Here is a 26,431-nt window from a genome sequence, read left to right as displayed (position 1 = left end):
GGGTTTGGTGAGGCAAGTTCAAGCCATGTTTGAAGTTGGCTCACCCTTCCTGCATCAATAAAAAAGGCGGCCATGGCCGCCTTTTTCATCAGTCCTCCAGCAGGACCCGCAGCATGCGCCGCAGGGGCTCCGCCGCCCCCCACAAGAGCTGGTCGCCCACGGTGAAGGCCGACAGGTACTCGCCCCCCATGGCCAGCTTGCGCAGACGGCCGACAGGAACCGTCAGAGTGCCAGTCACGGCGGTCGGGGTCAGGTCACGCATCGTCACATCGCGCTGGTTCGGCACCACCTTGACCCAATCGTTGGCCGACGCCAGCATGCCCTCGATCTCGTCGACCGGGATGTCCTTGCGCAGTTTCAGGGTCAGGGCCTGGCTGTGGCAGCGCATTGCACCGATCCGCACGCACAGACCATCGATGGGCACCACCGGGGAGCCGAAGCCTTCGCCACGGCCGAGGATCTTGTTGGTTTCGACACCGCCCTTCCATTCTTCCTTGGACTGGCCGTTACCCAGATCTTTGTCGATCCAGGGGATCAGCGAGCCGGCCAGGGGCACGCCGAAGTTGGAGGCCGGGAAGGCATCTTCACGCATGGTGCCGGCCACTTCACGGTCGATGTCGAGGATGGCGGAAGCCGGATCGTCGAGCAGTTCCTTGACGGAGCGGTTGAGCTCGCCCATCTGGGACAGCAGCTCGCGCATGTTCTGGGCGCCGGCACCGGAAGCCGCCTGGTAGGTCATGGAGGTGGCCCACTCGACCAGATCGCGCTGGAACAGCCCACCCAAAGCCATCAGCATCAGGGACACGGTACAGTTGCCGCCGATCCAGTCACGGCCGCCCTTGGCCAGGGAGTCCTTGATGACGTTGAGGTTGACCGGATCAAGGATGATGACGGCTTTCGGGTCCATGCGCAGGGAGGAAGCCGCATCGATCCAGTGACCATTCCAGCCGGCGGCGCGCAGCTTGGGATACACCTCGTTGGTGTAATCACCGCCCTGACAGGTGATGACGATGTCCATCGACTTGAGCGCGTCGATGTCCTTCGCGTCCTTCAGCGCAGGCGCTTCCTTGCCGAAATTGGGCGCCTTGCCCCCCGGATTGGAGGTGGTGAAGAACACCGGATCGATCAGTGCAAAATCGTTCTCTTCGCGCATGCGTTGCATGAGCACGGAACCGACCATGCCACGCCAGCCAACCAGACCTACTCTCTTCATTTTGATCCCCGATCAGACTTGATATGTTTTTCTTGATTGCTTACAGCGCTGCGATGACCGCGTCGCCCATTTCCTTGGTACCAACGCGGCGGGTGCCCGCCTCATAGATGTCGCCGGTACGGTAGCCAGCGGCAAGCACCTTCTTCACGGCATTCTCGATACGCACGGCCTGAGCCTCGAGATTGAAGGTATAGCGCAGCATCATGGCCGCCGACAGGATGGTGGCCAGCGGATTGGCCAGACCCTTGCCGGCGATGTCGGGTGCGGAGCCGTGACTGGGCTCGTAGAGACCCTTGTTGTTGGCGTCGAGGGATGCGGACGGCAGCATGCCGATGGAGCCGGTGAGCATGGACGCTTCGTCGGAGAGGATGTCGCCGAACATGTTGCCGGTCACCATCACGTCGAACTGCTTGGGCGCGCGCACCAGCTGCATGGAGGCGTTATCCACCAGCATGTGCGACAGCTCCACGTCCGGATAATCGGCCGACAGCTCGATCATCACGTCGCGCCACAGTTGGGTGCACTCGAGTACGTTCATCTTGTCCACCGAGCACAGCTTCTTGCCGCGCTTGCGCGCGGCTTCAAAGGCGACCTTGCCGATACGGCGGATCTCCGACTCGGCGTACACCATGGTGTTGAAGCCGACGCGCTCGCCGCCTTCCTCGCGAATACCGCGGGGCTGGCCGAAGTAGATGTCACTGGTCAGCTCGCGGACGATCAGGATGTCCAGCCCCGCCACGACTTCCGGCTTGAGGGTGGAAGCGTTGGCCAGCTCCGGATAAAGGATGGCCGGACGCAGATTGGCAAACAGGTTGAGCTCCTTGCGGATGGCCAGCAGACCACGCTCGGGACGTTGCTCACGCGGCAGGTTGTCCCACTGGGGGCCACCAACGGCGCCAAGCAGGATCGCATCAGCAGCCTTGGCCAGCTTGCTGGTGGCTTCGGGATAAGGGGTGCCGGTTGCATCCACCGCACAGCCCCCGATCAAAGCGGTTTCTGCTTCAAAGTTGAAGCCATCACCACGCAGGGCGTCGAGCACGCGCAGGGCCTGCTCCATGATTTCAGGGCCGATGCCGTCTCCCGGCAGAACGCAGATTTTCATTATGTCTTTCTGTTTTGGTTGGATGACGCCGGCCCTCGGGCCGGCGGGCAATCAGGCAAACAGCCAGGGCTGTTCGATGCGGCGACGGGCCTCGAACTCGCGGATCTTGTCTGCGTGACGCAGGGTCAGGCCGATATCGTCCCAGCCGTTGAGCAGGCATTCGCGGCGGAAGGGATCCACGCTGAACGGGATCACCTTGCCATCCGGGCGCGTGATGGTCTGGGTTTCGAGATCGACATTCAGGCGGTAGCCGCCCGTACCGAGACACTGGGCGAACAGCGCATCGACTTCAGCTGCATCGAGCTTGATCGGCAGCAGGCCGTTCTTGAAGCAGTTGTTGAAGAAGATATCGGCAAAGCTCGGCCCGATGATGACGCGGAAGCCGAAATCCTCCAGCGCCCAGGGGGCGTGCTCCCGGGAGCTGCCGCAGCCGAAGTTGTCGCGGGCGAGCAGAATCTGGGCGCCCTGATAGCGCGCCTGATTGAGCACGAAATCAGGATTCCGCGGCCGCCCGGAGTTGTCCTGCCCCGGCTGTCCGACATCCAGATAGCGCCACTCGTCGAACAGGTTGGGGCCAAAGCCGCTGCGCTTGATCGACTTGAGGAACTGCTTGGGGATGATCGCGTCGGTATCGACATTGGCGCGATCCATGGGCGCCACCAGACCATCGAGTTTACGGAAGGGATTCATTTACTTGGCTACCTTCTGGATGGCTTCACCACCCTTTTCAATATCCTTGCCCAGGCCCTGGACGGTATTGCAGCCCGTCAGGACAAACATGGCAATGACGCCGGCCATCGCTGTCAATCTACGCAGATGGGTAAGCATGTGGGCACCTTTCTGCTCAGGCCAGCTCGCGCACGTCGGCAAACCGACCAGCGATCGCGGCGGCGGCCGCCATGGCCGGACTGACCAGATGCGTCCGGCCACCAGCGCCCTGACGCCCTTCGAAGTTGCGATTCGACGTGGAGGCACAGCGTTCACCCGGCTCAAGCCGGTCGGCGTTCATGGCGAGGCACATGGAGCAACCGGGCTCACGCCACTCGAAGCCCGCCGCGACGAAGATCTTGTCGAGGCCTTCCGCCTCGGCCTGCCGCTTGACCAGACCGGAACCCGGCACCACCAGCACCAGCTTGACGTTGTCGGCCTTGCGACGGCCGCGAGCCACGAAGGCCGCGGCACGCAGATCTTCGATGCGCGAGTTGGTACAGGAACCGATGAAGACCTTGTCGATGGCAATGGCGTTGATCGGCGTCCGCGGATTGAGCCCCATGTACTGAAGCGCCCGCTCCATACCCTCGCGCTTGACCGGGTCCTTTTCAAGGGCCGGATCCGGCACGATGCCGTCAATGGCGGCGACCATCTCGGGAGACGTTCCCCAGGTAACCTGCGGCTTGATGGCGGCGCCATTCAACTCGACCACCGCATCAAAGACGGCGCCGTCATCGGAATGCAGGGTGCGCCAGTAGGCAACCGCCCGTTCCCAGTGGTCGCCTCGGGGCGAGAAGGGACGGTCCTTGAGATAGGCCACGGTCTGGTCATCCACGGCAACCAGGCCGGCGCGGGCGCCTGCCTCGATGGCCATGTTGCAGATCGTCATGCGCCCTTCCATGGACAGGCTGCGAATGGCGCTGCCGCCGAACTCGATGGCGTAGCCCGTACCGCCGGCCGTACCAATGCGGCCGATGATGGCAAGCACCACATCCTTGGCCGTCACACCGGCGCCAAGCTGACCGTCCACGCGGACCAGCATGGTCTTCGATTTCTTTTGCAGCAGGCACTGGGTGGCCATCACATGCTCGACCTCGGAGGTACCGATGCCGTGGGCCAGACAGGCGAACGCGCCATGGGTCGAGGTGTGGGAGTCGCCACACACCACGGTCATGCCCGGCAGGGTGGCGCCGTTCTCGGGCCCGATAACGTGGACAATGCCCTGCCGCTCGTCCTTGAACGGGAAGTAAGCCAGGGCGCCGACCTCACGGATATTGCTGTCCAGGGTTTCCACCTGCTGGCGGGAAACCGGATCCTGGATGCCCATTTCCCAATGATCTGTCGGCGTATTGTGATCCGCCGTCGCAACGATGGAGTCGACACGCCAAGGCTTGCGGCCAGCCAGCTTGAGACCTTCAAAGGCTTGCGGGCTGGTGACTTCATGAACGAGGTGACGGTCAATGTAGATCAGCGCGGTACCGTCATCTTCGACGTGCACCACGTGACTCGACCACAGTTTTTCGTAAAGCGTTTGCGCTTGCATGGGCGAAGGACGTGTAGGGGCAGAGAAACCTTAATTATTTCACAGGCTTCGCGTGCTGAGTAGCTTGCTCATAGAGCGGCATCACACGGGCTGCGTACTGGGCCAGATCCTGCTGCCGGCTCTCGCTGGAAGGGTGGGTGGACAGCCACTGGGGCGGCTGCCCGCTGCTGGCCTTGCCCATCTTCTGCCACAGGCTGATCGCGGCACGCGGGTCATAGCCGCCCCGGGCGGCCAGTTCGACGCCGATGCGATCAGCCTCGATCTCGTGCTCGCGGCTGTTGGGCAGCTCGAAAGTCACCTTGGCAACGGAGCCGATCAGGTCGGTCCCCACCTGCCCCACCCCGAGGGCCGCGCCGAGCACGCTCACCCCGATGTTGGTCACCATCGCCTGGGAGGCCCGCTCCCGGGCATGCTCGCGCAACGCATGGGCGATCTCGTGCCCCATGATCGCCGCGATCTCGTCATCGCTGAGCTGAAGCTTTTCGATGATCCCCGAGTAGAACGCGATCTTCCCGCCCGCCATGCACCAGGCATTGAGTTCCGGCGAAGTGAGGACATTCACCTCCCAGCGCCACTGGGGCGCATCAGGGCGGAAGGCGCCGGTAGTGGGGATCAGACGGCTCGCCACGGCACGCACCCGCGCCACCTGATCCTTGTCCCGGTTCAGGGCGTTCTTCTGCCCCGCCTGCTGGAGAATCTTCTGGTAGCTCTGGGATGAAGCCTTGTCCATCTCTCCCGACGACACCATCATCATCTGCTTGCGCTCGATGCCGACGGCCCCGGTATGGGTGGTATTCACCGTCTGGCAGGCACTGACAAGGGCTGCGGTCACAATCACCGGGGCCACGCCCCGCATCCAACTGAATCCTGAGCTCATCTCTATTTCCGGTTACACGTAGGTCAACGGGCACCCGCCTGGGCGCCCCCCTCATCTTTCCACCAGCCAAGCAGCGCGATCAAGCCCAGCAGGGCGAACAGGGAACCCAGCGAATAGGTCCATTCTGGGCCGATCGACTCCCAAGTGTAGCCGCTGACAAGCCCACCCATCATGCCTCCGGCGCCAAAGGAGATGCTTCCATACAAGGCCTGCCCCCGAGCCTGATGCTGGGTACCGAACCAGTGATTCACCGCCGCCACCGCCGCCGCATGGTAGGCACCGAAAGTCGCGCCATGCAGGACCTGGGCAAACACCAGCACGGCCACCGAATCCGCGCCCCAGCCGATCAAGACAAAGCGCAGCACCGCCGCAACAAAACTCAGCACCAGCAGATCCCGTAGCGAAAAGGCCTTCAGGAGCTGGGGCATTCCCATGAAGACGGCGATCTCGGCGACCACGCCCAGCGTCCACATCCACCCCACCAGCGACTTGCTGTAGCCATGGGCGACCAGGTGCAGCGAATAGAAGACGTAAAGAGCACCATGGGCTGCCGACATGAAGAAGCATGCCGCCAGCAGCCCCCCCACCTCGGGGCGACGGAGGATCTCCCGCAAGGCCACCGGCGGCTGGGGCACACCAGGCTTGCGCGCCTCGGGAATCGTCATGGCACAGGCAAAGATGCCCACCAGCATGGCCAGGGTGATCCAGAGCAAAGCCCGCACCGGCAGATCATCCAGCAGATAGCCAAGCCCGAGCACCGCGATCACGAAGCCCACCGATCCCCACACCCGGATATTGCCGTAACGGCTGGCCTGCCCCTTCAGGTGGGCAAAGGTCAGCGTCTCCACGAGAGGGAGCGCCGCACTCCAGAAAAAGGACAGAAAAGCCATGCTCAGAAACAGGCCAAAATAGGCGTCCGTCATCAGAAAGCCGGCAAAGCCGATGACCGACAGAAACGCCGAGAGACGCACGATGGGCGTACGCACCCCCAGCCGGTCTGCCAGCCAGCCCCACAGGGTCGGCGCGAGCATGCGCATTACCGACATCAGCGACATCAGTACCGCAATCTGTGCGGCAGAGCTGCCGATGGACTGCAGATAGAGGCCGAAATAGGGTGAAAAGGCGCCGATGAAAGCGAAGTAGAAGAAGTAGTAGCCCGACAGGCGCCAATAGGGAATCATCGGCGCGATTCTACCCGGCCATGAAAAAGAGCGCCCGAAAGCGCTCTTTTCGTTGCAGACGTCCGCCGAAAAATCAGTTGACGGTCGCGCCCTTCAACATTTCGTAGAGCTCGTCCTTGAGTTTGAGCCTGCGTTTCTTCAGGTCTTCAAGCTCGAAGTCGGTAGCGGTCTCGGCATGAACCTCTACGCGGACCACATGCCGATTGACATCGTGATATTCGTCGAAAAGCCGTGCGAAGTGCCCGTTGGACATTTTCAGGGCGTGAATCTGCTCGCGATACTCCGGAAGCTCGTGGTTCAGATCGTGTTGCTCCATGCAGTCATCTCCCGCTTTGTCATTGGATTTCGAAAGTTCGTGAATCCACTCTACGCCGCAGACGCCCGGGAAAAGTTGACTGCGATCAACTCCTGGGCCGGGGTGACGGCACCGCCTGGGCGCCGCGCGGGGCCAGACCTGCAATTTTTGGTGTCGTACCCACCACATCGGCGTTCTGGGCCCGATGCCGCAGGGCGTGGTCCATCAGCACGATGGCCAGCATGGATTCGGCAATGGGCGTGGCACGAATACCCACACAAGGGTCATGTCGGCCGTGGGTATTGACCACCACCGGCTCACCGGCCTTGTTGATGGAGTGCCGATCAAGGCGTGTGCTCGAAGTCGGCTTGATGGCCATACTCACCACCACGTCCTGGCCGGTGGAGATTCCACCCAGCACACCGCCCGCGTGATTCGACAGGAAGCCCTCGGGGCTCATTTCATCGGAGTGCTGGGTGCCCAGCTGGGACACGCTGTCAAAACCGGCGCCGATCTCCACACCCTTGACCGCATTGATGCTCATCATGGCGTGGGCGATGTCGGCATCCAGGCGGTCGTAGACCGGCTCACCCCAGCCCACCGGCACGCCGGTAGCAACGACGTTGATGCGAGCGCCCACCGAGTCACCCGACTTGCGCAGATCATCCATGTAGCTCTCGAGTTGCGGCACGATCGCCTGGTTCGGAGCAAAGAAGGCATTGCCGTCCACGTCGTCCCAGGACACGAAGGGAATCGCCACTGGGCCAAGCTGGGCCATGTAGCCGCGGATCACGATGCCGTAACGCTCCTGCAGCCACTTGCGGGCAATCGCGCCGGCCGCGACACGCACGGCGGTCTCCCGGGCTGACGAACGACCGCCACCGCGATAGTCGCGGATGCCGTATTTCTGCCAGTAGCCGTAATCCGCATGCCCCGGACGGAAGCTCTCGGCGATGTTGCCGTAGTCCTTCGAACGCTGATCCTGGTTGCGGATCAGCAGCGCAATCGGGGTGCCGGTGGTGACCCCCTCGAAAACGCCGGACAGGATCTCCACCGCATCGGGCTCCCGGCGCTGGGTGACATGCCGGGACGTGCCGGGCTTGCGTCGGTCGAGCTCCGCCTGGATGTCAGCCTCGCTGATGGCCAGACCCGGCGGACAGCCGTCCACCACGCAACCGATAGCAGGGCCATGGGACTCGCCGAAGGAAGTGACGCAGAAGAGCGTGCCGAGCGTATTACCGGACATGGGGAAACTCGCGAAAACAGGAAGAAAGGGGAATCTAGCACGCCGCCGGCACGGGTCCGGCGGCGGGAACAACCGACAGATTACTGGAAGAACTCGTCAAGCCGGCCAAAGACGGGGTGTTCCCCCACGTGCTGACGCACATAGAGCACATCCTCGAGCTTCTCGACCTGCTTGATCATCTTGTCGAGCCGCTCGTCTTCAAAGATCAGCAGCCAGATGCGGCTGGTCTCGGCGTTGCCGACGGGCATGCACAGGATGCCTTCCACGTTGAACGCCCGGCGGGCAAAAAGGCCGCAGATATGGCTCATCACGCCGGGGTGGTTGGCCACTCCCAGTTCCAGCACGACCTTGTGAAAACCGCCGTGCTCGGGAACGTCGGGAATGTATTCGGAAAGGTTGGTGTTCTGTTCGGACATCGTATTCTCTCCTCGGGGCTCAGCCGATCATCTCGGAGTTGGCGGCGCCCGGCGGCACCATCGGGTAAACGAATTCGTTCGGGTCGATCGTGGCGTGGATCAGGCAGGGGCCCGGGGTGTTGAGCGCCTCCGCAAGGGTGGCGCGGGGGTTCGGTGCCGGATCCAGATCGACCGCACGCATGCCGAAGCCGTCGGCGATCTTGAGGAAGTCGGTGGGACGCTCATAGCGCGACGCCATGATGCGCTTGCCGTAGAAGAGGTTCTGCTGCTGGTGCACCAGGCCGAGGGACTGGTTGTTGAACAGCACGATCTTCACGTTGACGTTTTCCTGGGCGGCGGTGGCCATCTCCTGGATGTTCATCTTCAGGCTGCCGTCACCGGAGAAGCACACCACCGTGCGATCCGGCGCGGCCAGCGCAGCACCGATCGCTGCCGGGAAGCCGAAGCCCATGGTGCCCAGGCCACCGGAGTTGAGCCACTGGCGCGAACGGCGGAAGGGGTAGGCCTGGGCCACCCACATCTGGTGCTGGCCGACGTCGCTGGTGATGATGGCGTTGTCGTCCAGACAGTTGGCCACGGCATGGATCAGGCCGTAGGGCGAACGCGGGTTGTCGATGCCCGGCATGGCCAGCGGGAAGCGGCCCTTGAGGCTCTCCACGTGGGACAGCCAGCGCTTGCGCAGTTGCGGCTTGACGCGCGGCAGCAGCTCGGACAGAACCTGCCCCACATCGCCAGCGATGGCCACATGGGCGTTCTTGACCTTGTGCAGCTCGGAGCGGTCGATGTCGATGTGGATGATCTTGGCGTTCGGACAGAACTCGGCGGTCTTGCCGATGGCACGGTCGTCGAAACGGGCGCCGACACAGATCAGCAGGTCGGCCTCTTCCAGCACGTAGTTGGTGTAACGGGCGCCGTGCATGCCCAGCATGCCCAGGGACAGGGGATGGTCCATGGGCATGGCGCCGAGGGCCATCAGGGTCATGGTGGTCGGCAGGGAGGCCTGCTCGGCCAGGGTCACGGCCATATGGGCGGCACCCGAATGGATCACACCACCACCCAGGTAAAGCACGGGGCGCTCGGCAGACTCGATCATCTTCGCGGCTTCTTCAATCGCGGCGATGTCGAAGGTGGGCGCGGCATCGGGAACCACCACATTGGGGTATTCCTCGAAGCTCACCATCTGGTTCTGCACATCCTTCGGCACGTCGATCAGCACCGGACCCGGGCGATCGGACATGGCAATGCGGAAGGCGGCGGGAACGGCGGTCAGCAGTTCCTTGGCCGAGCGGACCAGGAAATTATGCTTGGTGATGGGGATGGTCAGGCCGTAGGTGTCGACTTCCTGGAAGGCGTCGGTGCCGATCATCGACAGGGGCACCTGGCCGGTCAGCGCGATCATCGGGATCGAATCGAGCTTGGCATCGGCGATGGCCGTGATCAGGTTGGTGGCACCCGGACCGCTGGACGCCAGGCACACCTCGGGGCGACCCGAGACACGCGCCATACCCTGGGCAATGAAGCCCGCACCTTGCTCATGGCGGCACAGAACGTGGTGGATCTGCTCGCTCTTGGACAGGGCGTCGTACATCGGCAGGGCTGCACCGCCGGGCACACCGGCAATGGTGCTGATTCCCTGCCGCTCGAGCAGCTTCACGATCAGGTCTGCTCCAGTCATTTGCATCATCGATTTCTCCTTGGGGCTTGGAAGCCGAAACGCTTTCCGGGCCTGGGGTGCAACAAAAAGACAAAACCCCCGCCGGTTGCGCGCCGGCGGGGGTCTGAAATTCTTTATCGACTACCTGGGGACCCTTACGACGCGCGCTCACCTACGCTTACTACGCGTACTACAGCAACGACGTCGACAGGCAGGGCGAATGCGAAAAGGGTCATGAGGTCATCTACAAGACTAGCCTTGAATTATTCGCACAACAGGCCGAAAACACAAGCGCTATTTTTCCGACATGGCTCATGCGTGCTCCGCAGCGTGCTGCGTGTCACGCAGTACGCGACGCAGGATCTTGCCCACGTTGCTCTTCGGCAACTCTTCCCGAAACTCGACGAAGCGCGGCACCTTGTAACCGGTCAGACCTGCCCGGCAATGCGCAATGAGTGCCTCTGCCGTCAGCGCAGGATCCTTGCGGACAACGAAGATCTTCACCGCCTCACCGGAATGCTCGTCAGGCACGCCTAGCGCCGCCACCTCCATCACACCGGGGTGGGTTGCCACCACGTCCTCCACCTCATTCGGATAAACGTTGAAGCCCGACACCAGGATCATGTCCTTCTTGCGATCGACGATACGCACGAAGCCATCATCATCGATGGTCGCCACATCCCCGGTGCGCAGGTAGCCGTCATGCGTGAAAGCGCGCGCGGTATCCTCGGGCCGGTTGTAATAGCCTTTCATGACCTGGGGCCCCTTCACACACAGCTCCCCGGGGATGCCCATGGAAACCTCGTATCCGTCATCGTCACGCAGACTGATGTCGGTAGAAGAGATGGGCAGACCGATGGAGTGGTTGAATTCGGGCAGGTCAAGGGGATTGATACAGACGGCAGGGGAAGTTTCGGTGAGGCCGTAAGCCTCTGCCAGGGGCTTGCCGGTCACTTTCTTCCAGCGATCTGCCACGGCCTGCTGCACCGCCATTCCGCCGCCGAGGGCAACCCGGAGCGTGCCAAAATCAAGCTTCTCGAACTCAGGGTTGTTGAGCAGGGCATTGAACAGGGTGTTCACGCCCGTAATCACGGTAAACGGATATTTGCCCAGTTCAGCGACAAAGGCCGGAATGTCCCGGGGATTGGTGATCAGCACATTGCTGGCGCCGATCTTGAAGAAGGTGAGGCAGTTCGCGGTGAGCGAGAAGATGTGATAAAGCGGCAGTGCCGTGATGATCACCTCCTCCCCTTCCCGCACGCAAGGGCTGATCCAGGCATGGGCCTGCTGCAGGTTGGCAACGATGTTGCCGTGGGTCAGCATCGCCCCCTTGGCCACCCCCGTGGTGCCCCCGGTGTATTGGAGGTAGGCGAGGTCGTCGTGGGTCATGCTCACGGCTTTCAGACCGTGGGCCGAACCACGGCCAAGGGCATCGCGAAAGCCCACATGCCCAGGCAGGCTCCAGGCCGGCACCATTTTCTTCACATGGCGCACCACCAGATTCACCAGCAAGGATTTCGGAAAACCCAGCATGTCACCCAACCCGGTGACAACCACGTGACGCACCGAAGTACGCGCGATCACCTCGTCGAGAGTGTGGGCGAAGTTCTCCATGATCACGATGGCCTCGCAGCCGGCATCGCGAAGCTGATGCTCCAGTTCCCGGGCGGTGTACAGCGGATTCACATTGACCACGGTGAATCCCGCCCGCAGCACGGCAAACATGGCGATCGGATATTGCAGGCAGTTGGGCATCATCAGTGCCACCCGGGCACCTTTGGCCAACTTCAACTCACCCTGGAGATAGCCCGCGAACTGACGTGAAAGAAGGTCGAGCTCGGCATACGTGATCGACTTGCCCATGTTGATATAGGCCGTGTGTTCGGCATACTTCGCGACACTCTTGTCGAACAGATCACCCAGGGATGCAAACTGGTTCGTGTCGATTTCTGCCGGAACACCAGGGGGATAGCTTTCAAGCCATATTTTTTTCATGCTTCTGTCTCCTTTGTAGTTGGTTCAAGGCCTCACCAGCCTGCCCCGTCGCGCACGACGGGAGTCAGACCGGAGACCCGCCCTCCCCAGGCGGCCCGACACCGAGACGGTGACGGCTTCCAACGTACTTTTCGACCGGCGTTCGAACGCCTTTTTGTCAGGGTATCCGCCCCCTTAGCGGAACACCCTGCTTGCTACCGTAAAACCATTGAAACCGACGCTGATCAGGCCTGATCCTCGGCAGGCCAGTTGCGGATGTAATTCTTGAGCATGCGATTCTCGAAGCTCTGCTCCTCCAGCACGGCCTTTGCCACGTCATGGAAGGACACGACCCCCATCAGCATGGTGTCTTCCATTACAGGAAGATAGCGCTGGTGATGTTCGACCATCTGGCGGCGCAGCTCGTCCATCTCCATGTTCGGCGCAGCCACCACGGGGTCTTTCAACATGGCGTCGACGACAGACAGGGTCTGCCATTCAGCACCCGCCTTCTGGGTCGCCACCAGCACCTCGCGGAAGGTCAACAAACCGGCCATGCGGCCCTTGTCGAAAACCACCAGGGACCCGACATCCTGCTCCGTCATCACCGCAACCGCCTCGGCAAGCGTCTTGTTGGAGGCAACCGTAAACAGCACCTTGCCCTTGATTGCGAGAATTTCACTGACCAGCATTTTGTTTTCCTTTTCGAGGCGCGTATCCGCCGGAATCATTACTGCCCGTGATGGTATTCGATTGGAGGCAGGGGCGCAAAGCCTCGAAAAATCAGGATATACCCCTACTCCAGCGCCATAGACCCGTGCGCTCCGGACTCGAATACCAGCACACCGACAAGTGCAGATGCTGCAACGCTCAAGCGCGAGGCTTGCCCCGGACGCCAGGCAGAAGCCGACGGCAACCCGGAATCAGCGCTCGAGGTGCTTGAGTTTGTCCGCCACACCGCGCCAGTCGTCGGCATCGGCCGGAGGCTCCTTGCGCTCGACGATCGGCACCCATTTGGCAGCAAGCTCCGCGTTCAGGGCAATGAAGGCCTGCTGCCCGGCCGGAACGTCGTCCTCGGCAAAAATCGCCTCGGCCGGGCATTCCGCCACGCAGAGGGTGCAATCGATGCACTCGTCGGGGTCGATCACCAGGAAATTGGGGCCTTCGCGAAAGCAATCCACCGGACACACGTCCACGCAGTCGGTGTACTTGCAGCGGATGCAATTTTCAGTAACGACGTAAGTCATCGGGCGCGCTCCTGTTGTTTGAATTGCCGTCGCCCGCCCGGGCAACGACAAAACATGTGAAGTGTAGAGGGGCCGCAATATACCCCATTGGGCAGACTCGAGAGGATGCAGGACAGCCGCGCCCCAAAAGCGAGACAGCCCCTGTCCAGAAATGTTCCAAGTGTGCCACCGTTACCACATGTCAAGGGCACCGGCGAGAAAAGCGCTTTTCTTGCCCGTGATTATTCGCTAGCATCCCGCCATCTATCGTCTTGTTGCCCGAGTTGCGGGGTTCCGGCCACCCGGAACATGCTCCCCACCCGCGGCGACATCTATAAAATCCCCTGAAGCGAGGAATCATGAGCGAACATATCCATTACGTCACCGATGCGAACTTCGAAGCGGAGGTTCTGCAGTCCACCAGCCCCGTGCTGGTAGATTACTGGGCTGAGTGGTGTGGTCCGTGCAAGATGATTGCCCCCATCCTCGACGAAGTTTCGAAGGAATACGCCGGCAAGCTCAAGGTTGCCAAGCTGAACATCGATGAAAACCAGGAAACGCCTGCCAAGTACGGCATCCGCGGCATTCCGACCCTGATGCTGTTCAAGGGCGGCAATATCGAGGCCACCAAGGTCGGTGCACTGTCCAAGTCGCAGCTCGCGGCCTTCATTGACAGCCACCTGTAATCGGCATACTCTCCTTCAAGTAGTCGTTACTTAGCGGCGCCCTCGGGGCGAACCACCCGGCAAGCCCGGCGCCGCTACACAGTTCGAGCACATCTGCTGCCGTACTTGCCGTAGTCCTGCTGTTCCCATATCCCCCACACCCGTCCCAATCTCTCTCCCACCGCTGCCTGCCATGCACCTCTCGGAGCTCAAGTCTCTCCACGTCGGCCAATTGCTCGAAATGGCCATTGCCAACGACATCGAAGGCGCCAACCGCCTGCGCAAGCAGGAACTGGTCTTCGCGTTGCTCAAGAACCGCGCCAAGAAAGGCGAGCCGATTTACGGTGATGGCGTGATGGAGGTTCTGCCGGACGGCTTCGGCTTCCTGCGCTCCCCCGACACCTCCTACCTGGCAGGCACCGACGACATCTACGTATCGCCCAGCCAGATCCGCAGGTTCAACCTGCATACCGGCGATACCGTGGAGGGAGAGATCCGGACCCCCAAGGACGGCGAGCGTTACTTTGCCCTGGTCAAGGTCGACAAGGTCAACTTCGAGCCGCCCGAGGCCTCCAAGCACAAGATCCTCTTCGAAAACCTCACCCCGCTCCACCCCAACCAGTGCCTCAAGCTGGAACGGGATATCCGGGCCGAAGAGAACATCACCTCCCGGGTGGTGGACATGATCTCCCCCATCGGCAAGGGCCAGCGCGGCCTGCTGGTGGCCCCGCCGAAGAGCGGCAAGACGGTGATGCTGCAACACATCGCCCACTCGATCACCTCGAATCACCCGGATGTGGTGGTGATCGTGCTGCTGATCGACGAACGCCCTGAAGAAGTGACGGAAATGCAACGCTCCGTGAAGGGTGAGGTCGTCGCCTCCACCTTCGACGAGCCCGCCATCCGCCACGTGCAGGTGGCCGAAATGGTCATCGAAAAGGCCAAGCGCCTGGTCGAGCACAAGCGTGACGTGGTGATCCTCCTCGACTCCCTGACCCGCCTGGCCCGCGCCTACAACACCGTGGTGCCGGCCTCCGGCAAGGTGCTCACCGGTGGTGTGGATGCCAACGCCCTGCAAAAGCCGAAGCGCTTCTTCGGCGCCGCCCGCAACATCGAGGAAGGCGGCTCGCTGACCATCATCGCCACCGCCCTGATCGACACCGGCAGCCGCATGGATGATGTGATCTACGAAGAATTCAAGGGCACCGGCAACATGGAAATCCACCTGGACCGGCGCATGGCGGAGAAGCGGGTCTACCCCGCCATCAACGTCAACCGCTCGGGCACCCGTCGCGAAGAGCTGCTGCTCAAGTCCGACGTGCTGCAAAAGGTGTGGGTGCTGCGCAAGCTGCTGTACGGCATGGATGACATCGATGCGATGGAGTTCCTGCTCGACAAGATCAAGGCGACCAAGAACAACGGTGAGTTCTTCGACGCCATGCGCCGCGGCTGATCCCGCTACCCATGGCTGTCGCCCCCGCCCGGGCTGCGCACGGAGCTTTCTCCCGGTGTGCAGCCCGGGCGGTGCCGTTTACGGCCACCGCAGCCCCGGCAACGAATCCCCGCCACCGCGCCAGCACAAAAGGCTGGCCCTCGGATCAGCCTGCCATTACAATGCGCGCCGCTGGATGCGGGGTTGGCGGAATTGGTAGACGCACTGGATTTAGGTTCCAGCGCCGCAAGGCGTGAGGGTTCGAGTCCCTTGCCCCGCACCATCAGCAGTTTCACCTGGCCACACGCCGCAGCACAAAGCCCCTGACATCAGGGGCTTTGCTGTTTCCGGCCTTCGCGCCTGCGAACGCCAGACCTCAATCGTCCCCGTAGCCCAGGATCGCCTTCACCTCGAGGAACTCCTCGATGCCGAACGCCCCCCACTCCCGCCCCAGGCCAGACTGCTTGTAGCCCCCGAACGGCCCCGCCAGATCGATGGGTGCGCCGTTGAGATGCACGTTGCCGGTGCGCAGGCGCCGGGCCACCGAACGCGCCCGACCCAGGTCTGACGAGGACACATAGCCCGACAGGCCATACACCGTGTCGTTGGCGATGCAGATGGCGTCCTCCTCGTCCTTGTAGGTGAGGATGGACAGCACCGGACCGAAGATCTCCTCCCGGGCGATGGTCATCGCCGGCGTTACGCCGCTGAAGACCGTCGGCCGGGTGAAGAAGCCCCGTTCCACCCCCTCCGGTCGTCCGGGGCCACCGGCCACCAGCTTTGCGCCTTCCGCGACACCGCCGGCGATCAAGGCCTGGACCCGTTCAAACTGGGCCCGGTTGGCCAGCGGCCCCATCGTCGTGCTGTCCAAAGCCGGATCTCCCACCACCACCCGGGTCAGCGTAGCGGCGGCGATCTCCTCCACCTCGGCAAGACGCCCCTCGGGCACCAGCATGCGGGACGGCGCGTTGCAGTTCTGGCCACTGTTGGTCATCAGGGTGAGCACGCCCTGCTTCACCGCACGGGGAAAGTCCGCATCGTCGAGCAGGATGTTGGCGGACTTGCCGCCCAGCTCCAGGGCCACCTTTTTGACGGTATCGGCGGCGCTTTTCATGACCAGCTTGCCGGCCCGGGTGGAGCCGGTGAAGGACACCATATCCACGTCCGGGTGGGCGCACAGGGGCGCACCGACGCCGGGACCATCACCGTTGACGAGGTTGAACACCCCCGCCGGCACACCGGCCTCGTGGAGGATCTCGGCCAGGATGATCGCCGAAAGGGGTGCCAGCTCGGAGGGCTTGAGGACCATGGTGCACCCGGCGGCCAGGGCTGGCGCCACCTTGCAGGCCATCTGGTTGGCCGGCCAGTTCCACGGAGTGATCAGCGCGCACACGCCGATGGGCTCACGCAGGATGCGCGTCGCGCCACGACTGTGTTCGAAGGAGAAATCCGCCAGGGCAGCCGCCGCCGCCTTGAAGTGAGCCAGGCCAGAGCCCGACTGGGCGCTGCCGGCCAGGTGCTTGAATGGCGCACCCATCTCAGCCGAGATGGCCCGGGCCATGTCCTCGTACCGCGCCTTGTAGGCCGTGCAGATGCGCTGGAGCAGATCGAGGCGCGCCTCCCGGGTTGTGGCGGAAAACGCCGGGAAGGCCGCCCGGGCCGCTGCCACGGCGCGGGACACGTCATCCGGCCCCCCCAGGGCAATGCTGCCGACGACGGCCTCGGTGGCGGGATTGATCACGTCGAGCCGGGCGGTACCGGCCGGGTCGGCCCACTGGCCGCCAATATAAAACTGCTGATGGTGGGGCATGCTCTCCGTCCTCTGTTGTTATGGAAACGGAGAGAAAGTACAGGAAACGGACGGGTAGCGTGAAGCGCTGCTCAGCCCCGCATGGTTTCGGGGTGCCGCGGCGCCCGGTAGAAGGCCAGCACCCGGCGCACGTACTCCTGGGTTTCGGCAAAGGGCGGGACCCCCTTGTAGCGGGCCACGTTACCCTCGCCCGCGTTGTAGGCCGCCGCGGCCAGGGCCACGTCACCCTTGAAATGCTGGAGCAGCCAGCGCAGGTAGGCCAGGCCACCGCGGATGTTCTGCTCCGGGTCGAGGGCATCACGCACACCGAAGCGCTCGGCGGTGTCGGGGATCAGCTGCATCAGGCCGAGGGCGTTCTTGGGGGAGCGCGCCGTCGCGTCGAAATTGGATTCGGTACGCACGATGGCCAGAGCCAGGCGCGGGTCCACGCTGAAGCGGGGTGCCAGCTTCTGGACCATCTGGGCGTGACGGCGCTTGTCCGCCGGCAGCGCCCGGACAAAGCGGTCCACCACTTCGTGGGGCACAGCCTCGCCACTGTCCGCCGCCACCAGCACCTCCGGCGCCTTGCCGGTGATGAGGCAATCGGGCAGCTTCTCGGCCGCCGCCAGGGGGCTGACGAGGCCCTGGGCCTTCTCGTGCCCCCGCTGGGCGGCAATCGACAGCAGCGTCGTGCCCACCTGGCTGTCCCGGGCAACGCCCTGCCCCAGCAGGTACAGACGACCCAGGCGGTACTGGCCCTCGACGCTGCCATCCCGCGCTGCAGCGCAGTAGTGGGCGGCCGCCACGCCGGGCTGGCGGCCAGCCTCGGCCCGGTAGCCACTCTCCAGCAGGCGCGCCAGGGCCGGCGGCTCGTCGCTCCACTCTGGTGCCTCCGACGGCCCCGCATCGCGCCCGGCGGCCTGGACGCCAGCGGCCAGCAAGGCCAGCAGGGCGACGAGGGCGTGGCGGCGGAAACGGGACAGGCGGAAAGCAAACATGAGGTACGGGGCAATGGAATCAGAGCCCGCATCATGCCCGCCCCCATGCTGCACTGCCGTGACGGACTCGCCGTTGGCGGTGCTAAACCCGCACGGCACGGAGGCTTCGAAGCAATAATGCGATGAATTTCACATTTCGCCCGCGGGCAGCCGCATGCCCCGAGATTGCCGTCAGCAATGACGGCCTGCTTGCCTATAGTGAAGTCAGACTGCCGTGGTCCGACCCGCCCACCCTGCCTGCCACGCCATGCCCGCCACATTGAGCCCACCACCGCCGCCAACGGACATCACCGACAGTCACGGCCCGCAACAGATCGCGCCATTCTTGCTGGATACCCTCCCCAGCCGACGGGAATGCCGGCTGGCGTGGATCTTCATCGGGCTCTCCAGCCTGTTCTTTGTCGGGGCAGCCCTCTTTGCCCAGGTACGCCTGCCAGCCAAACCAGCCTTCATCGGCATGTACCAGACCGCCATGGCGATCAATGATCTGGTCACCGCGGTGCTGCTGCTGGGCATGTGCTTCGTGCGCCGCTCGCTGCCCCTGCTGGTGCTCGGCTGTGGCTACCTGTTCACCAGCATTCTGGCCACGGTGCATATGCTCACCTTCCCCGGCCTGCTGTCGGAAAGCGGTCTGCTGGGTGCCGGCCCCCAGACCACGGCCTGGCTGTACATGATCTGGCATGCCGGCTTTCCCCTGTGCGTCATTGCCTACTGCCAGTTGGAAAACACCCGCGCCAGCGCCTTGCCGCCCCTCCTCCTCCCCGCCGCCATAGGCGCCGTGCCCCTGCTCGCACTAGGCGCCATCCTGCTCACCACCCTGGGGAGTGCTAGGCTGCCGGCGATCATGGCCGGCAATGGCTACACCGACAGCATGCGACTGGCGATCGGGAGCGTCTGCCTCACCACGCTGGTGGCCCTGGGCCTGGCGTGGCGCCAGCATCGGCGCTCCAAGCTGAGCCTGTGGCTGCTGGTGGTGATGTGGGCCTGGCTGCTCGACATCTCCCTGTCGGCCCTGCTCAACGCCGGGCGTTTTGACCTGGGTTTCTACGCTGGCCGGCTGTATGGGCTCCTCTCCTCCTCCATCCTGCTCGGGGCGCTGCTTGTCAATGCACTGCGCGACCACGTGACCATGCTGGCCGCCCAGCGGGAGATCCGTCGGCAAGGTGAAGAGATCGCCGACCTTTATCACAACGCCCCCTGCGGCTATCACTCCCTGGACGAGAACGGCATCGTGCAGGCCATCAACGACACCGAACTGCGCATGCTCGGCTACCGCCGGGAAGAGCTCATCGGCCGGGTCCATATCCGCGATCTGCTCAGCCCGGCCTCGCAGGCCACCTTCGATCTCAACTTCCCCGCCTTCCTGCACAGCGGCGCCGTACATGACCTAGATCTCGAGCTTCGGGGCAAGGACGGCCGGTACCTGCCGGTGCTGGTCAGTGCCAACCTGGTGGGAACGCCCGGGACCCCCGCCCTGCGCACCCGCAGCGTGGTGGTGAACAACAAGGAGCGCAAGGAAGCCGAACAGGCGCTGCTGTCCGCCAAGGAGGACCTGGAGCTGCGCATTGCCGAACGCACCCGACAGCTCCGGCAGCTGGCCTCCGACGCCACCCTGGCCGAGGAAGGCGAGCGCCGGGCCATCGCCCGGGATCTCCATGACGACATCGGGCAGCTCATCCATGTGGCACGCATGAAGCTCGAAGCCATGGGCCGCAGCCACGACAGCGACGCACGGCAGAACCTGGCCCTGCAGCTGGATCTGGCCCTCAGCGACGCCAGCACCCGCATCCGCTCCCTGACCAGCCAGCTCAGCCCGCCGGTGCTCGACCGGCTGGGCCTTGTTCCCGCCCTGGCCTGGCTCGCCAGCGAAATGGAGCGCACCTACGATCTCACCGTCGAAGCCATCGACGACGGGCAGCCCAAGCCCCTCAATGCCTCCCAGGCGGCCATCCTGTTCCGGGCCACGCGGGAACTGCTGATCAATGTGCTCAAACATGCACGGGCCCTGTTTGCCATCGTTGAAACCCGCCTCGATGATGGGCACCTCATCCTGCAGGTGAGCGACCAGGGGGCCGGCATGGACCACCTGGAAATCGCCCTGTCGGGCAGCACGGGCTTCGGCCTCATCAGCATCCGCGAGCGGGTAACCCATCTGGGTGGTAGCCTGCACATCCAGTCCGCCCCCGATCAGGGCACCATCGTGACGATCACCCTGCCCTGCCCGCAGCACGCCCACCACGGGAACCCCCAGCCATGAGCATGCGCATCCTCCTCGCCGACGATCACCGCATGTTCCGTGAGGCCCTGCGCGGCCTGCTCGCCAGCGAGCCCGACATCGTCATCGCCGGAGAAGTGGGCAGCGGCGAAGACGTGCCAAGCGCCCTCGCCCGGACCGTGGCCGACCTGCTGGTGCTGGACATCAGCCTGCCTGGCCGCAACGGCATCGAAGTCGCCACCCAGGTGCGCCGGCTGTTTCCGAAGGTGCGCATCGTGGCCCTCACCGGGCATGCGGAAAAAGTCTTCGTCGACGAGATGCTCAAGGCCGGCGCCATGGCCTACGTGCTCAAGTCCGCCGGGCTGGACGAACTGCTCGGCGCGTTGCGTGCCGTGGCGGCTGGCCGCCGCTTTCTGAGCACCGACGTGCTGGACACCATGCTCGACGGAATCCAGCCGGACGCCCCCTGCGAGACCCCGCCCCTCAGCCTGCTCACCCCCCGGGAACAGGAGATCCTGCACTTCCTGGCCAGTGGCCAGCGGGGCACCGACATTGCCCGCAGCCTCGACATCAGCGCTGCCACCGTCGAGGTTCACCGCCGCAACATCAAGGGCAAGCTGGGCCTGCGCACCACCGCGGAGCTCACCCGCTACGCCGTCCGTGCCGGCCTGATATCGGCATAAAGCGGCAACCCGACGACATCAAAATACCGGTTTTCAGGTAGTCCCCCTACCCTGAAGGCGGAATTGTCATCATCCGGGAGATCCCTAGACTGAGGGCATTCCCAACCCGGAAAAGCAGACTCCCGGCGCACAGGACGAGCCAGGCACTGGGCCACGTCCTCACCAGGATGCCCCTGCCCCGCATCATGAACACGCTCACCCAAGCCCCTCCCCCTCCGCCCGCCCCCGGAGCCAGCCACCGCACCCACCCGCAGAACACCGGGCAGCCGCTGCAGACGCCTCCGGCGGAACACAGCCTGGTCATCGACGAACTCCTCGCCGACATCGCCGCGACGATCCAGCCCGAGGCAGCGCGCAAAGGGCTGGAAATCATCGTCGAGCCCTCCCACATCGACCAGCCCCTCATCGGCGACGCCACCCGCCTCAGCCTGGCGCTGCTCGACTACGCCGGCAAGGCCGTGCTGGCCACCGGGAGAGGTCGCATCCGGCTGCGCTGTCACATCCTCGAAAAGGCCTGGAACCGGATGCTGCTGCGCTTTGAAGTGGCCGACAACGCCATCGCGCCGGGGTTGGCCATCACCCGCGACTTTGCTGAACTCCTGGGCGGAACGGCTGGCGCGTTCAGCGTATCGGGCACCGGCAACACCCTGTGGTTCACCACCTGGCTGCGCATCGACGGCGCCCCCTCCGCCGGCCATGACGCAGAGGACCACCTGCTCCGGCTGCATGCCGGAAAGCAGGTGCTCATCGTCGAGGACGATCTGCTCAACCAGGAGGTGGCGCGGGATCTGCTCGGTGCCGTCGAGCTCGTGACCGAGGTGGCCAACAATGGCCTCGAAGCCCTGGAGATGAGCCGCAGCAGGCGCTTCGACCTGATCCTCATGGACGTGCAGATGCCCCTGATGGACGGCCTCGAAGCCACCCGCCAGATCCGCATGACGTCCCTCAACCGGGACACTCCCATCGTCGCCATGACTGCCAACAGCTTCGACGACGACCGCCGGCAATGCGGCGACGCGGGCATGGACGCCTTCCTGTCCAAGCCGGTCGAGCCCGACACCCTGTATGCCACCCTGCTGGCCTGCCTGAACAGCCGGGCCTGAGCGGCATTCCGAAGGGGGGCGATGTTTTTGCGGGAGCCACGGACCCGGCTATAGTGCCGGTCAGTCGCCCCTCCCACCGCCCCCGTATGGATGCCCTGTCGTCGCTCTCCCTCACCGCGCCTCTGACCATCGGCCTGCTGCTCACCGCCTTCGCCGGTGGTGCCTTCGCCAGCTTCGCCAGGCAGCGCCACGCCCGCGAGGAGATGCGGATCAGCAAGGAATTCTTCCAGAGCACCTTCGACTCGGCGGCCGTGGGCATGGCCGTTGCCGACCTGAGCGGACGCTACATCAAGGTCAATCGGGCCATGTGCAACTTCGTCGGCTACACCGAGGCCGAGCTGCTGCAGATGTCCTACCACCAGATCACCCACCCGGACGACTTGGCCGAAAACGTCAGCGCCCGCATCCGCCTGGTCAATGGCGAGCTGCCCACCTTCCAGCAGGAGAAGCGCTATGTGCGCAAGGACGGGCGGGTCGTGTGGGCCCTGATGGTCGTCTCCCAGGTCGTCGACCAGCACGGCAAGGTAGCCTACTCGGTGGGGCAGATGCTCGACATCGACACCCAGAAACAGATCGAACGGGACCTCCGTACCAGCCGCGCCAGCCTCGCCCACGCCCAGCACATCGCCCGTATCGGCGACTGGGAGTGGGACACCGGCAGCGGTGTGCTGCGCTGGTCCGAGGAGATCACCCACCTGTTCGGCGCGCCACCCGCCAAGGCACCGCAGACCCACGACGCACTGATTGCCTGTTTCCACCCGGACGAGAGATCCGCCATTCGCCAGGCCTTCAACACCGCCCTGGCCAGCGGTGAGCCTTTCTCCATGGACGGCCGCATGCAATGTGCCGACGGCAGCGAGCGCTTCGTCTATCTGCAGGGCGAACCGATAGCCGGCACGGGCACCACGCCCCCGCGCATGTGCGGCACCCTGCAGGACATCACCGAACGCAAGCGCACCGAACTGGCACTGATCGAGTCGCGCCGGCAGCTCCGCGAACTGTCGAGCCACCAGAAGTCCTTGCTCGAAGATGAACGCAAGCACATCGCCCGGGAGATCCACGACGAGCTCGGGCAGCGCCTGACCGCCCTGAAAATGGAGATCTCCCTGCTGCGCCTGGGCTTTGGCAACAACCCGGAGCTGTTCCGCATCGCAGAGGAGATGCGCACCCTGGCCGACGGCACCATGGACGTGGTCCGCCAGATCGCCAGCAACCTGCGCCCCGCCGCCCTGGACCTGGGCCTGGTGCCGGCCATCGAGTGGCTGGCCGAAGATCTGCAGCTCCGCTCGGAGATCCGCTGCGAACTGGAGATCGGCAACGAGGAGATCCCCATGGGCGATCTGCCGGCCACCGTCGCCTTCCGGGTCGTCCAGGAATCCCTCACCAACGTGGCCCGCCATGCCGCCGCCAGCGCCGTGCACATCACCCTGCACGAGGCCGACGGGCAGCTGCATGTGTGCATCCGCGACAACGGCAAGGGCTTCGACACGAGCGCCGGCGCCCCCCGGGAGGGCTTCGGGCTGCTGGGCATGCGCGAGCGCGTGCTGGCCCTCAACGGCACACTGCGGGTGGACAGTGCCCCCGGCCAGGGCACCACCGTCTCCATCGACATCCCCCTGCCCGGCGCCGTACGGCCATGATCCGCGTCCTCATCGCCGATGACCACACCATCGTGCGCACCGGCCTGAAGCAGATCATCGCCACCACCCTCGACATCGTGGTGGTCGGCGAGGCCACCCGCGGCGAGGAGATCCCCGAGCGGCTGCAGACCGGCGCCGTCGACCTCCTGCTCCTCGACATGGCCATGCCCGGTCTGGCCGGCATCGAACTCATCCGCAGCCTCAGCCTGCGCTACGGCACGCTGCCCATCCTGACCTTGTCCATGCACAACGAAGGGCAGATCGTGGCCCGCGCCCTCAAGGCCGGCGCCCGCGGCTACGTCACCAAGGGCAGCGAACCGGAGGTGCTCCTCGACGGGATCCGGCGGGTGGCCGGCGGAGAGGTCTTCATCGACCCGGCCCTCGCCCCCGGCAACGGCTTTGACGCGGGCCAGGCCTGGGCCACCCCCGACCACGCCCTCTCGGAACGGGAGCGCCAGGTGCTCGAAGGCATCGCCGCCGGCGAAGCCCTGGGCGACATCGCCAACCGTCTCCATCTCAGCCCGAAGACCGTCAGCACCCACAAGATGCGCCTGATGGACAAGCTGGGCATTGACAACAACGCCGACCTGATCCGCTACGCCATCCTCCACGGCATCGGCAAGGGCTGAGCCGCCGCAGGCCGGCCGGGCCCTGCAGATTCAGGAATTCCTGACATACGCCACGGGCCGTAATTGCTATGTTCTCCGCTGGGCCAGATTGTCTGGCTTCCGGTGAAAGGACGCGCCTCCATGTAGTCGATCCGCTCCTGTCGGCAGGCGATGGGCGGCCCCCCGGGGACGCCTGCGCACGACACGCCTCCACCGGCCATACCAGAGGGAAAAGCGTGAAGACCAATCTGCCCGTCACCCAGATCGAAATCCCCTTTCCGTCTGGCCGCTACCTGGTTTCCAGAACCGATCTGAACGGCGTCATCACCCACGCCAACGATGCCTTTGTGAACATCAGCGGCTTCAGCCGCGAAGAGCTCATCGGCAGCCACCACAACATGGTGCGCCACCCCGACATGCCCCGGGAGGCCTTCGCCGATCTGTGGGGCACCATCAAGAGCGGCCTGCCCTGGCACGGCCTGGTCAAGAACCGCTGCAAGAACGGCGACTACTACTGGGTCAAGGCCTTCGTCGTACCAGTGCGCCGCAACGGCGAAACCATCGGCTTCATGTCCGTGCGCACCGAGCCCGGGCGCGAGCAGGTGCGTGAGGCAGAAGCCCTATACCGGAAAATCCGCGACAAGCAGGCGCGCTTTCCGACCATCAACCCGGGCCTGCTCGGGCGCTTCTCCTTCAGCACCCGCCTGTGGGCCATCATGGGCGGCATGGCCCTGCTGTCGGCGGGCATCACGGTCGCCTCCTTTGCCGGGGCCTTGACCCCCGAGCGCGCCCTGCTGGTCGGCGGAGCGGCCCTGCTCAGCACTCTGGCCGCGGTCTCGGTGGGCATCTACTTCTCCCTCAAACTCAACCGCCCTCTCACCCGGGTCACCGAGTTCTTCAACCAGATCGCCGAAGGCAATCTGACCAACGACGTGGACGTATCCAGCCGCGACGAGACCGGCCTGCTCTTCTGCCAGCTGGGCGGCATGCAGGTGCACCTGCTGGCCATGCTCGACGACATCGCCGCCGCCGCGGCCACCATCGAGACCCGCTGCATCAACCTGGAGCGCCAGACGGCCCTGGTCCGGGAGAGCTCCACCCTGCAGCATGAAAGCGCCAGGAGCGTTGCCACCGCCACCGAAGAGCTCAGCGTCTCGGTCCGCGAAGTGGCCCATGGCGCCGGCAACACCTCCCACGCGGCACGGGAGGCACAGCAGCTCATCGAGGCCGGCAGCGCCCGCATCGGCCAGACCGTTCACATGACCCAGCGGGTGGTGAGCGCCGTGGCCGACTCCAGCGACGCCATCAACACCCTGTCCGGCTCCATCCACAAGATCGGCAACATCACCCAGGTGATCACCGAGGTCGCCGGCCAGACCAATCTGCTGGCCCTCAACGCGGCCATCGAGGCCGCCCGGGCCGGCGAGCAGGGGCGCGGCTTCGCCGTGGTGGCGGACGAGGTACGCACCCTCGCCGAGCGCACCGCATCGAGCACCCGCGACATCGCCGCCACCGTGGCGGAGATCCAGTCCGTCACCGCCCGGGCCGTGGATGCCATGGCCACCGCCCGGCGCGAGGTGGAAGCCACCATCGGCCACTTGCAGAGCGGCGCCGAGAGCCTCAACGGTGTGACCCGAGCCGCCGACGACGTGACTGCCATGTCCCTCAATATCTCCGCCGCCACGATCGAGCAGACAGAGGCCAGCGAGGATGTGGCGCGCAACATGGAGCGCATTTCCCAGCTCATCGAAGGCAACATGGACGCGGCCCAGCAGGCCACCCGGGCCGCCCACGAACTCCTCGACACCTCAGGCAAGTTGCAAGACCTGATCGGCGGGTTCAGGATTCACTGACGTCAAA

Annotated in this window: 24 protein-coding genes and 1 tRNA gene; 9 read left to right on the top strand and 16 right to left on the bottom strand. The window is 64.2% G+C overall.

The features are described from left to right. Nucleotides 1-88: 88 nt before the first annotated feature. The 14 genes from asd to fdxA form a co-directional block, all read right to left on the bottom strand. Nucleotides 89-1,213, bottom strand: a complete 1,125-nt coding sequence (asd, locus tag L6Q67_RS00530; protein WP_296563598.1) for an aspartate-semialdehyde dehydrogenase — start codon at nt 1,211-1,213, stop codon at nt 89-91. Between the two features lie 40 nt (nt 1,214-1,253). After that, nucleotides 1,254-2,315, bottom strand: a complete 1,062-nt coding sequence (leuB, locus tag L6Q67_RS00525; RefSeq protein ID WP_296563595.1) for a 3-isopropylmalate dehydrogenase — start codon at nt 2,313-2,315, stop codon at nt 1,254-1,256. A 51-nt stretch (nt 2,316-2,366) separates the two neighbouring features. Beyond that, the gene (gene leuD / locus L6Q67_RS00520) at nt 2,367-3,005 is read right to left on the bottom strand and encodes a 3-isopropylmalate dehydratase small subunit (protein WP_296563593.1); all 639 of its coding nucleotides are present in this window, start codon (nt 3,003-3,005) and stop codon (nt 2,367-2,369) included. Beyond that, entirely contained in the window at nt 3,006-3,143 is a 138-nt protein-coding gene (locus tag L6Q67_RS00515; RefSeq protein WP_367171612.1) for an entericidin A/B family lipoprotein, read from the bottom strand. Nucleotides 3,144-3,159: 16 nt separating this feature from the next. Further along, complete coding sequence (leuC, locus tag L6Q67_RS00510; RefSeq protein ID WP_296563591.1) at nt 3,160-4,569, bottom strand: 3-isopropylmalate dehydratase large subunit; 1,410 nt, start codon at nt 4,567-4,569, stop codon at nt 3,160-3,162. A gap of 34 nt (nt 4,570-4,603) precedes the next feature. Next, nucleotides 4,604-5,446, bottom strand: coding sequence for a M48 family metallopeptidase (locus L6Q67_RS00505; RefSeq protein WP_296563573.1), 843 nt, complete (start codon nt 5,444-5,446; stop codon nt 4,604-4,606). Nucleotides 5,447-5,469: 23 nt separating this feature from the next. Continuing rightward, the gene (locus L6Q67_RS00500) at nt 5,470-6,627 is read right to left on the bottom strand and encodes an MFS transporter (RefSeq protein ID WP_296563568.1); all 1,158 of its coding nucleotides are present in this window, start codon (nt 6,625-6,627) and stop codon (nt 5,470-5,472) included. Nucleotides 6,628-6,700: 73 nt separating this feature from the next. Next, entirely contained in the window at nt 6,701-6,943 is a 243-nt protein-coding gene (locus L6Q67_RS00495) for a YdcH family protein (protein ID WP_296563567.1), read from the bottom strand. Between the two features lie 85 nt (nt 6,944-7,028). Then, a complete protein-coding gene (gene aroC / locus L6Q67_RS00490) occupies nt 7,029-8,168 on the bottom strand; it encodes a chorismate synthase (RefSeq protein WP_296563564.1) in 1,140 nt (379 codons plus the stop codon). Between the two features lie 80 nt (nt 8,169-8,248). Then, a complete protein-coding gene (ilvN, locus tag L6Q67_RS00485) occupies nt 8,249-8,584 on the bottom strand; it encodes an acetolactate synthase small subunit (RefSeq protein ID WP_296563561.1) in 336 nt (111 codons plus the stop codon). 19 nt (nt 8,585-8,603) lie between these two features. Next, the gene (gene ilvB / locus L6Q67_RS00480; RefSeq protein WP_296563558.1) at nt 8,604-10,268 is read right to left on the bottom strand and encodes an acetolactate synthase large subunit; all 1,665 of its coding nucleotides are present in this window, start codon (nt 10,266-10,268) and stop codon (nt 8,604-8,606) included. A gap of 282 nt (nt 10,269-10,550) precedes the next feature. Beyond that, nucleotides 10,551-12,233, bottom strand: coding sequence for a long-chain-fatty-acid--CoA ligase (locus L6Q67_RS00475; protein WP_296563556.1), 1,683 nt, complete (start codon nt 12,231-12,233; stop codon nt 10,551-10,553). Nucleotides 12,234-12,457: 224 nt separating this feature from the next. After that, on the bottom strand, nt 12,458-12,904 hold the full coding sequence (locus L6Q67_RS00470; RefSeq protein WP_296563552.1) for a CBS domain-containing protein: 447 nt from the start codon (nt 12,902-12,904) through the stop codon (nt 12,458-12,460). A gap of 231 nt (nt 12,905-13,135) precedes the next feature. Beyond that, nucleotides 13,136-13,459, bottom strand: a complete 324-nt coding sequence (gene fdxA, locus L6Q67_RS00465) for a ferredoxin FdxA (RefSeq protein ID WP_296563549.1) — start codon at nt 13,457-13,459, stop codon at nt 13,136-13,138. Between the two features lie 338 nt (nt 13,460-13,797). Here fdxA and trxA point away from each other — a divergent pair, with 338 nt between their 5' ends. The 3 genes from trxA (at nt 13,798) to L6Q67_RS00450 (ending at nt 15,818) form a co-directional block, all read left to right on the top strand. After that, nucleotides 13,798-14,124, top strand: a complete 327-nt coding sequence (gene trxA / locus L6Q67_RS00460; protein WP_296563546.1) for a thioredoxin TrxA — start codon at nt 13,798-13,800, stop codon at nt 14,122-14,124. A gap of 172 nt (nt 14,125-14,296) precedes the next feature. Further along, nucleotides 14,297-15,556 carry a transcription termination factor Rho gene (rho, locus tag L6Q67_RS00455; RefSeq protein ID WP_296563536.1) on the top strand — a complete coding sequence of 420 codons (1,260 nt, stop codon included), beginning with the start codon at nt 14,297-14,299 and terminating at the stop codon, nt 15,554-15,556. Nucleotides 15,557-15,733: 177 nt separating this feature from the next. After that, nucleotides 15,734-15,818, top strand: a tRNA-Leu gene (locus L6Q67_RS00450). 93 nt (nt 15,819-15,911) lie between these two features. Here L6Q67_RS00450 and L6Q67_RS00445 read toward each other — a convergent pair. Both L6Q67_RS00445 and L6Q67_RS00440 read right to left on the bottom strand, forming a co-directional pair. Beyond that, nucleotides 15,912-17,345: an aldehyde dehydrogenase family protein gene (locus L6Q67_RS00445; protein ID WP_296563533.1), complete on the bottom strand. Its 1,434-nt coding sequence runs from the start codon at nt 17,343-17,345 to the stop codon at nt 15,912-15,914. Nucleotides 17,346-17,416: 71 nt separating this feature from the next. Next, on the bottom strand, nt 17,417-18,322 hold the full coding sequence (locus tag L6Q67_RS00440) for a lytic transglycosylase domain-containing protein (RefSeq protein WP_296563526.1): 906 nt from the start codon (nt 18,320-18,322) through the stop codon (nt 17,417-17,419). Between the two features lie 325 nt (nt 18,323-18,647). Between L6Q67_RS00440 and L6Q67_RS00435 the strand changes: the two genes are divergently transcribed. The 6 genes from L6Q67_RS00435 to L6Q67_RS00410 all read left to right on the top strand — a co-directional run bounded on the left by L6Q67_RS00435 (nt 18,648) and on the right by L6Q67_RS00410 (nt 26,424). Then, on the top strand, nt 18,648-20,579 hold the full coding sequence (locus tag L6Q67_RS00435; protein ID WP_296563522.1) for an MASE4 domain-containing protein: 1,932 nt from the start codon (nt 18,648-18,650) through the stop codon (nt 20,577-20,579). Then, a complete protein-coding gene (locus L6Q67_RS00430; protein WP_296563519.1) occupies nt 20,576-21,220 on the top strand; it encodes a response regulator transcription factor in 645 nt (214 codons plus the stop codon). Before L6Q67_RS00435 ends, L6Q67_RS00430 begins: the two co-directional genes overlap by 4 nt. A 185-nt stretch (nt 21,221-21,405) precedes the next feature. Further along, the gene (locus L6Q67_RS00425; RefSeq protein ID WP_296563516.1) at nt 21,406-22,323 is read left to right on the top strand and encodes a response regulator; all 918 of its coding nucleotides are present in this window, start codon (nt 21,406-21,408) and stop codon (nt 22,321-22,323) included. Between the two features lie 53 nt (nt 22,324-22,376). After that, a complete protein-coding gene (locus L6Q67_RS00420; RefSeq protein ID WP_296563513.1) occupies nt 22,377-23,963 on the top strand; it encodes a PAS domain S-box protein in 1,587 nt (528 codons plus the stop codon). Further along, the gene (locus tag L6Q67_RS00415) at nt 23,960-24,592 is read left to right on the top strand and encodes a response regulator transcription factor (RefSeq protein ID WP_296563510.1); all 633 of its coding nucleotides are present in this window, start codon (nt 23,960-23,962) and stop codon (nt 24,590-24,592) included. The genes L6Q67_RS00420 and L6Q67_RS00415 overlap by 4 nt, the downstream gene beginning before the upstream one ends. A gap of 215 nt (nt 24,593-24,807) precedes the next feature. Next, nucleotides 24,808-26,424, top strand: coding sequence for a PAS domain-containing methyl-accepting chemotaxis protein (locus L6Q67_RS00410; RefSeq protein WP_296563508.1), 1,617 nt, complete (start codon nt 24,808-24,810; stop codon nt 26,422-26,424). Nucleotides 26,425-26,431: the final 7 nt, after the last annotated feature.

The organism is Zoogloea sp., from assembly GCF_023150065.1.
GTDB lineage: Bacteria > Pseudomonadota > Gammaproteobacteria > Burkholderiales > Rhodocyclaceae > Zoogloea.
Note: the sequence above shows the minus strand (reverse complement) of the source record. Positions and strands in the feature narration are given on the sequence as shown.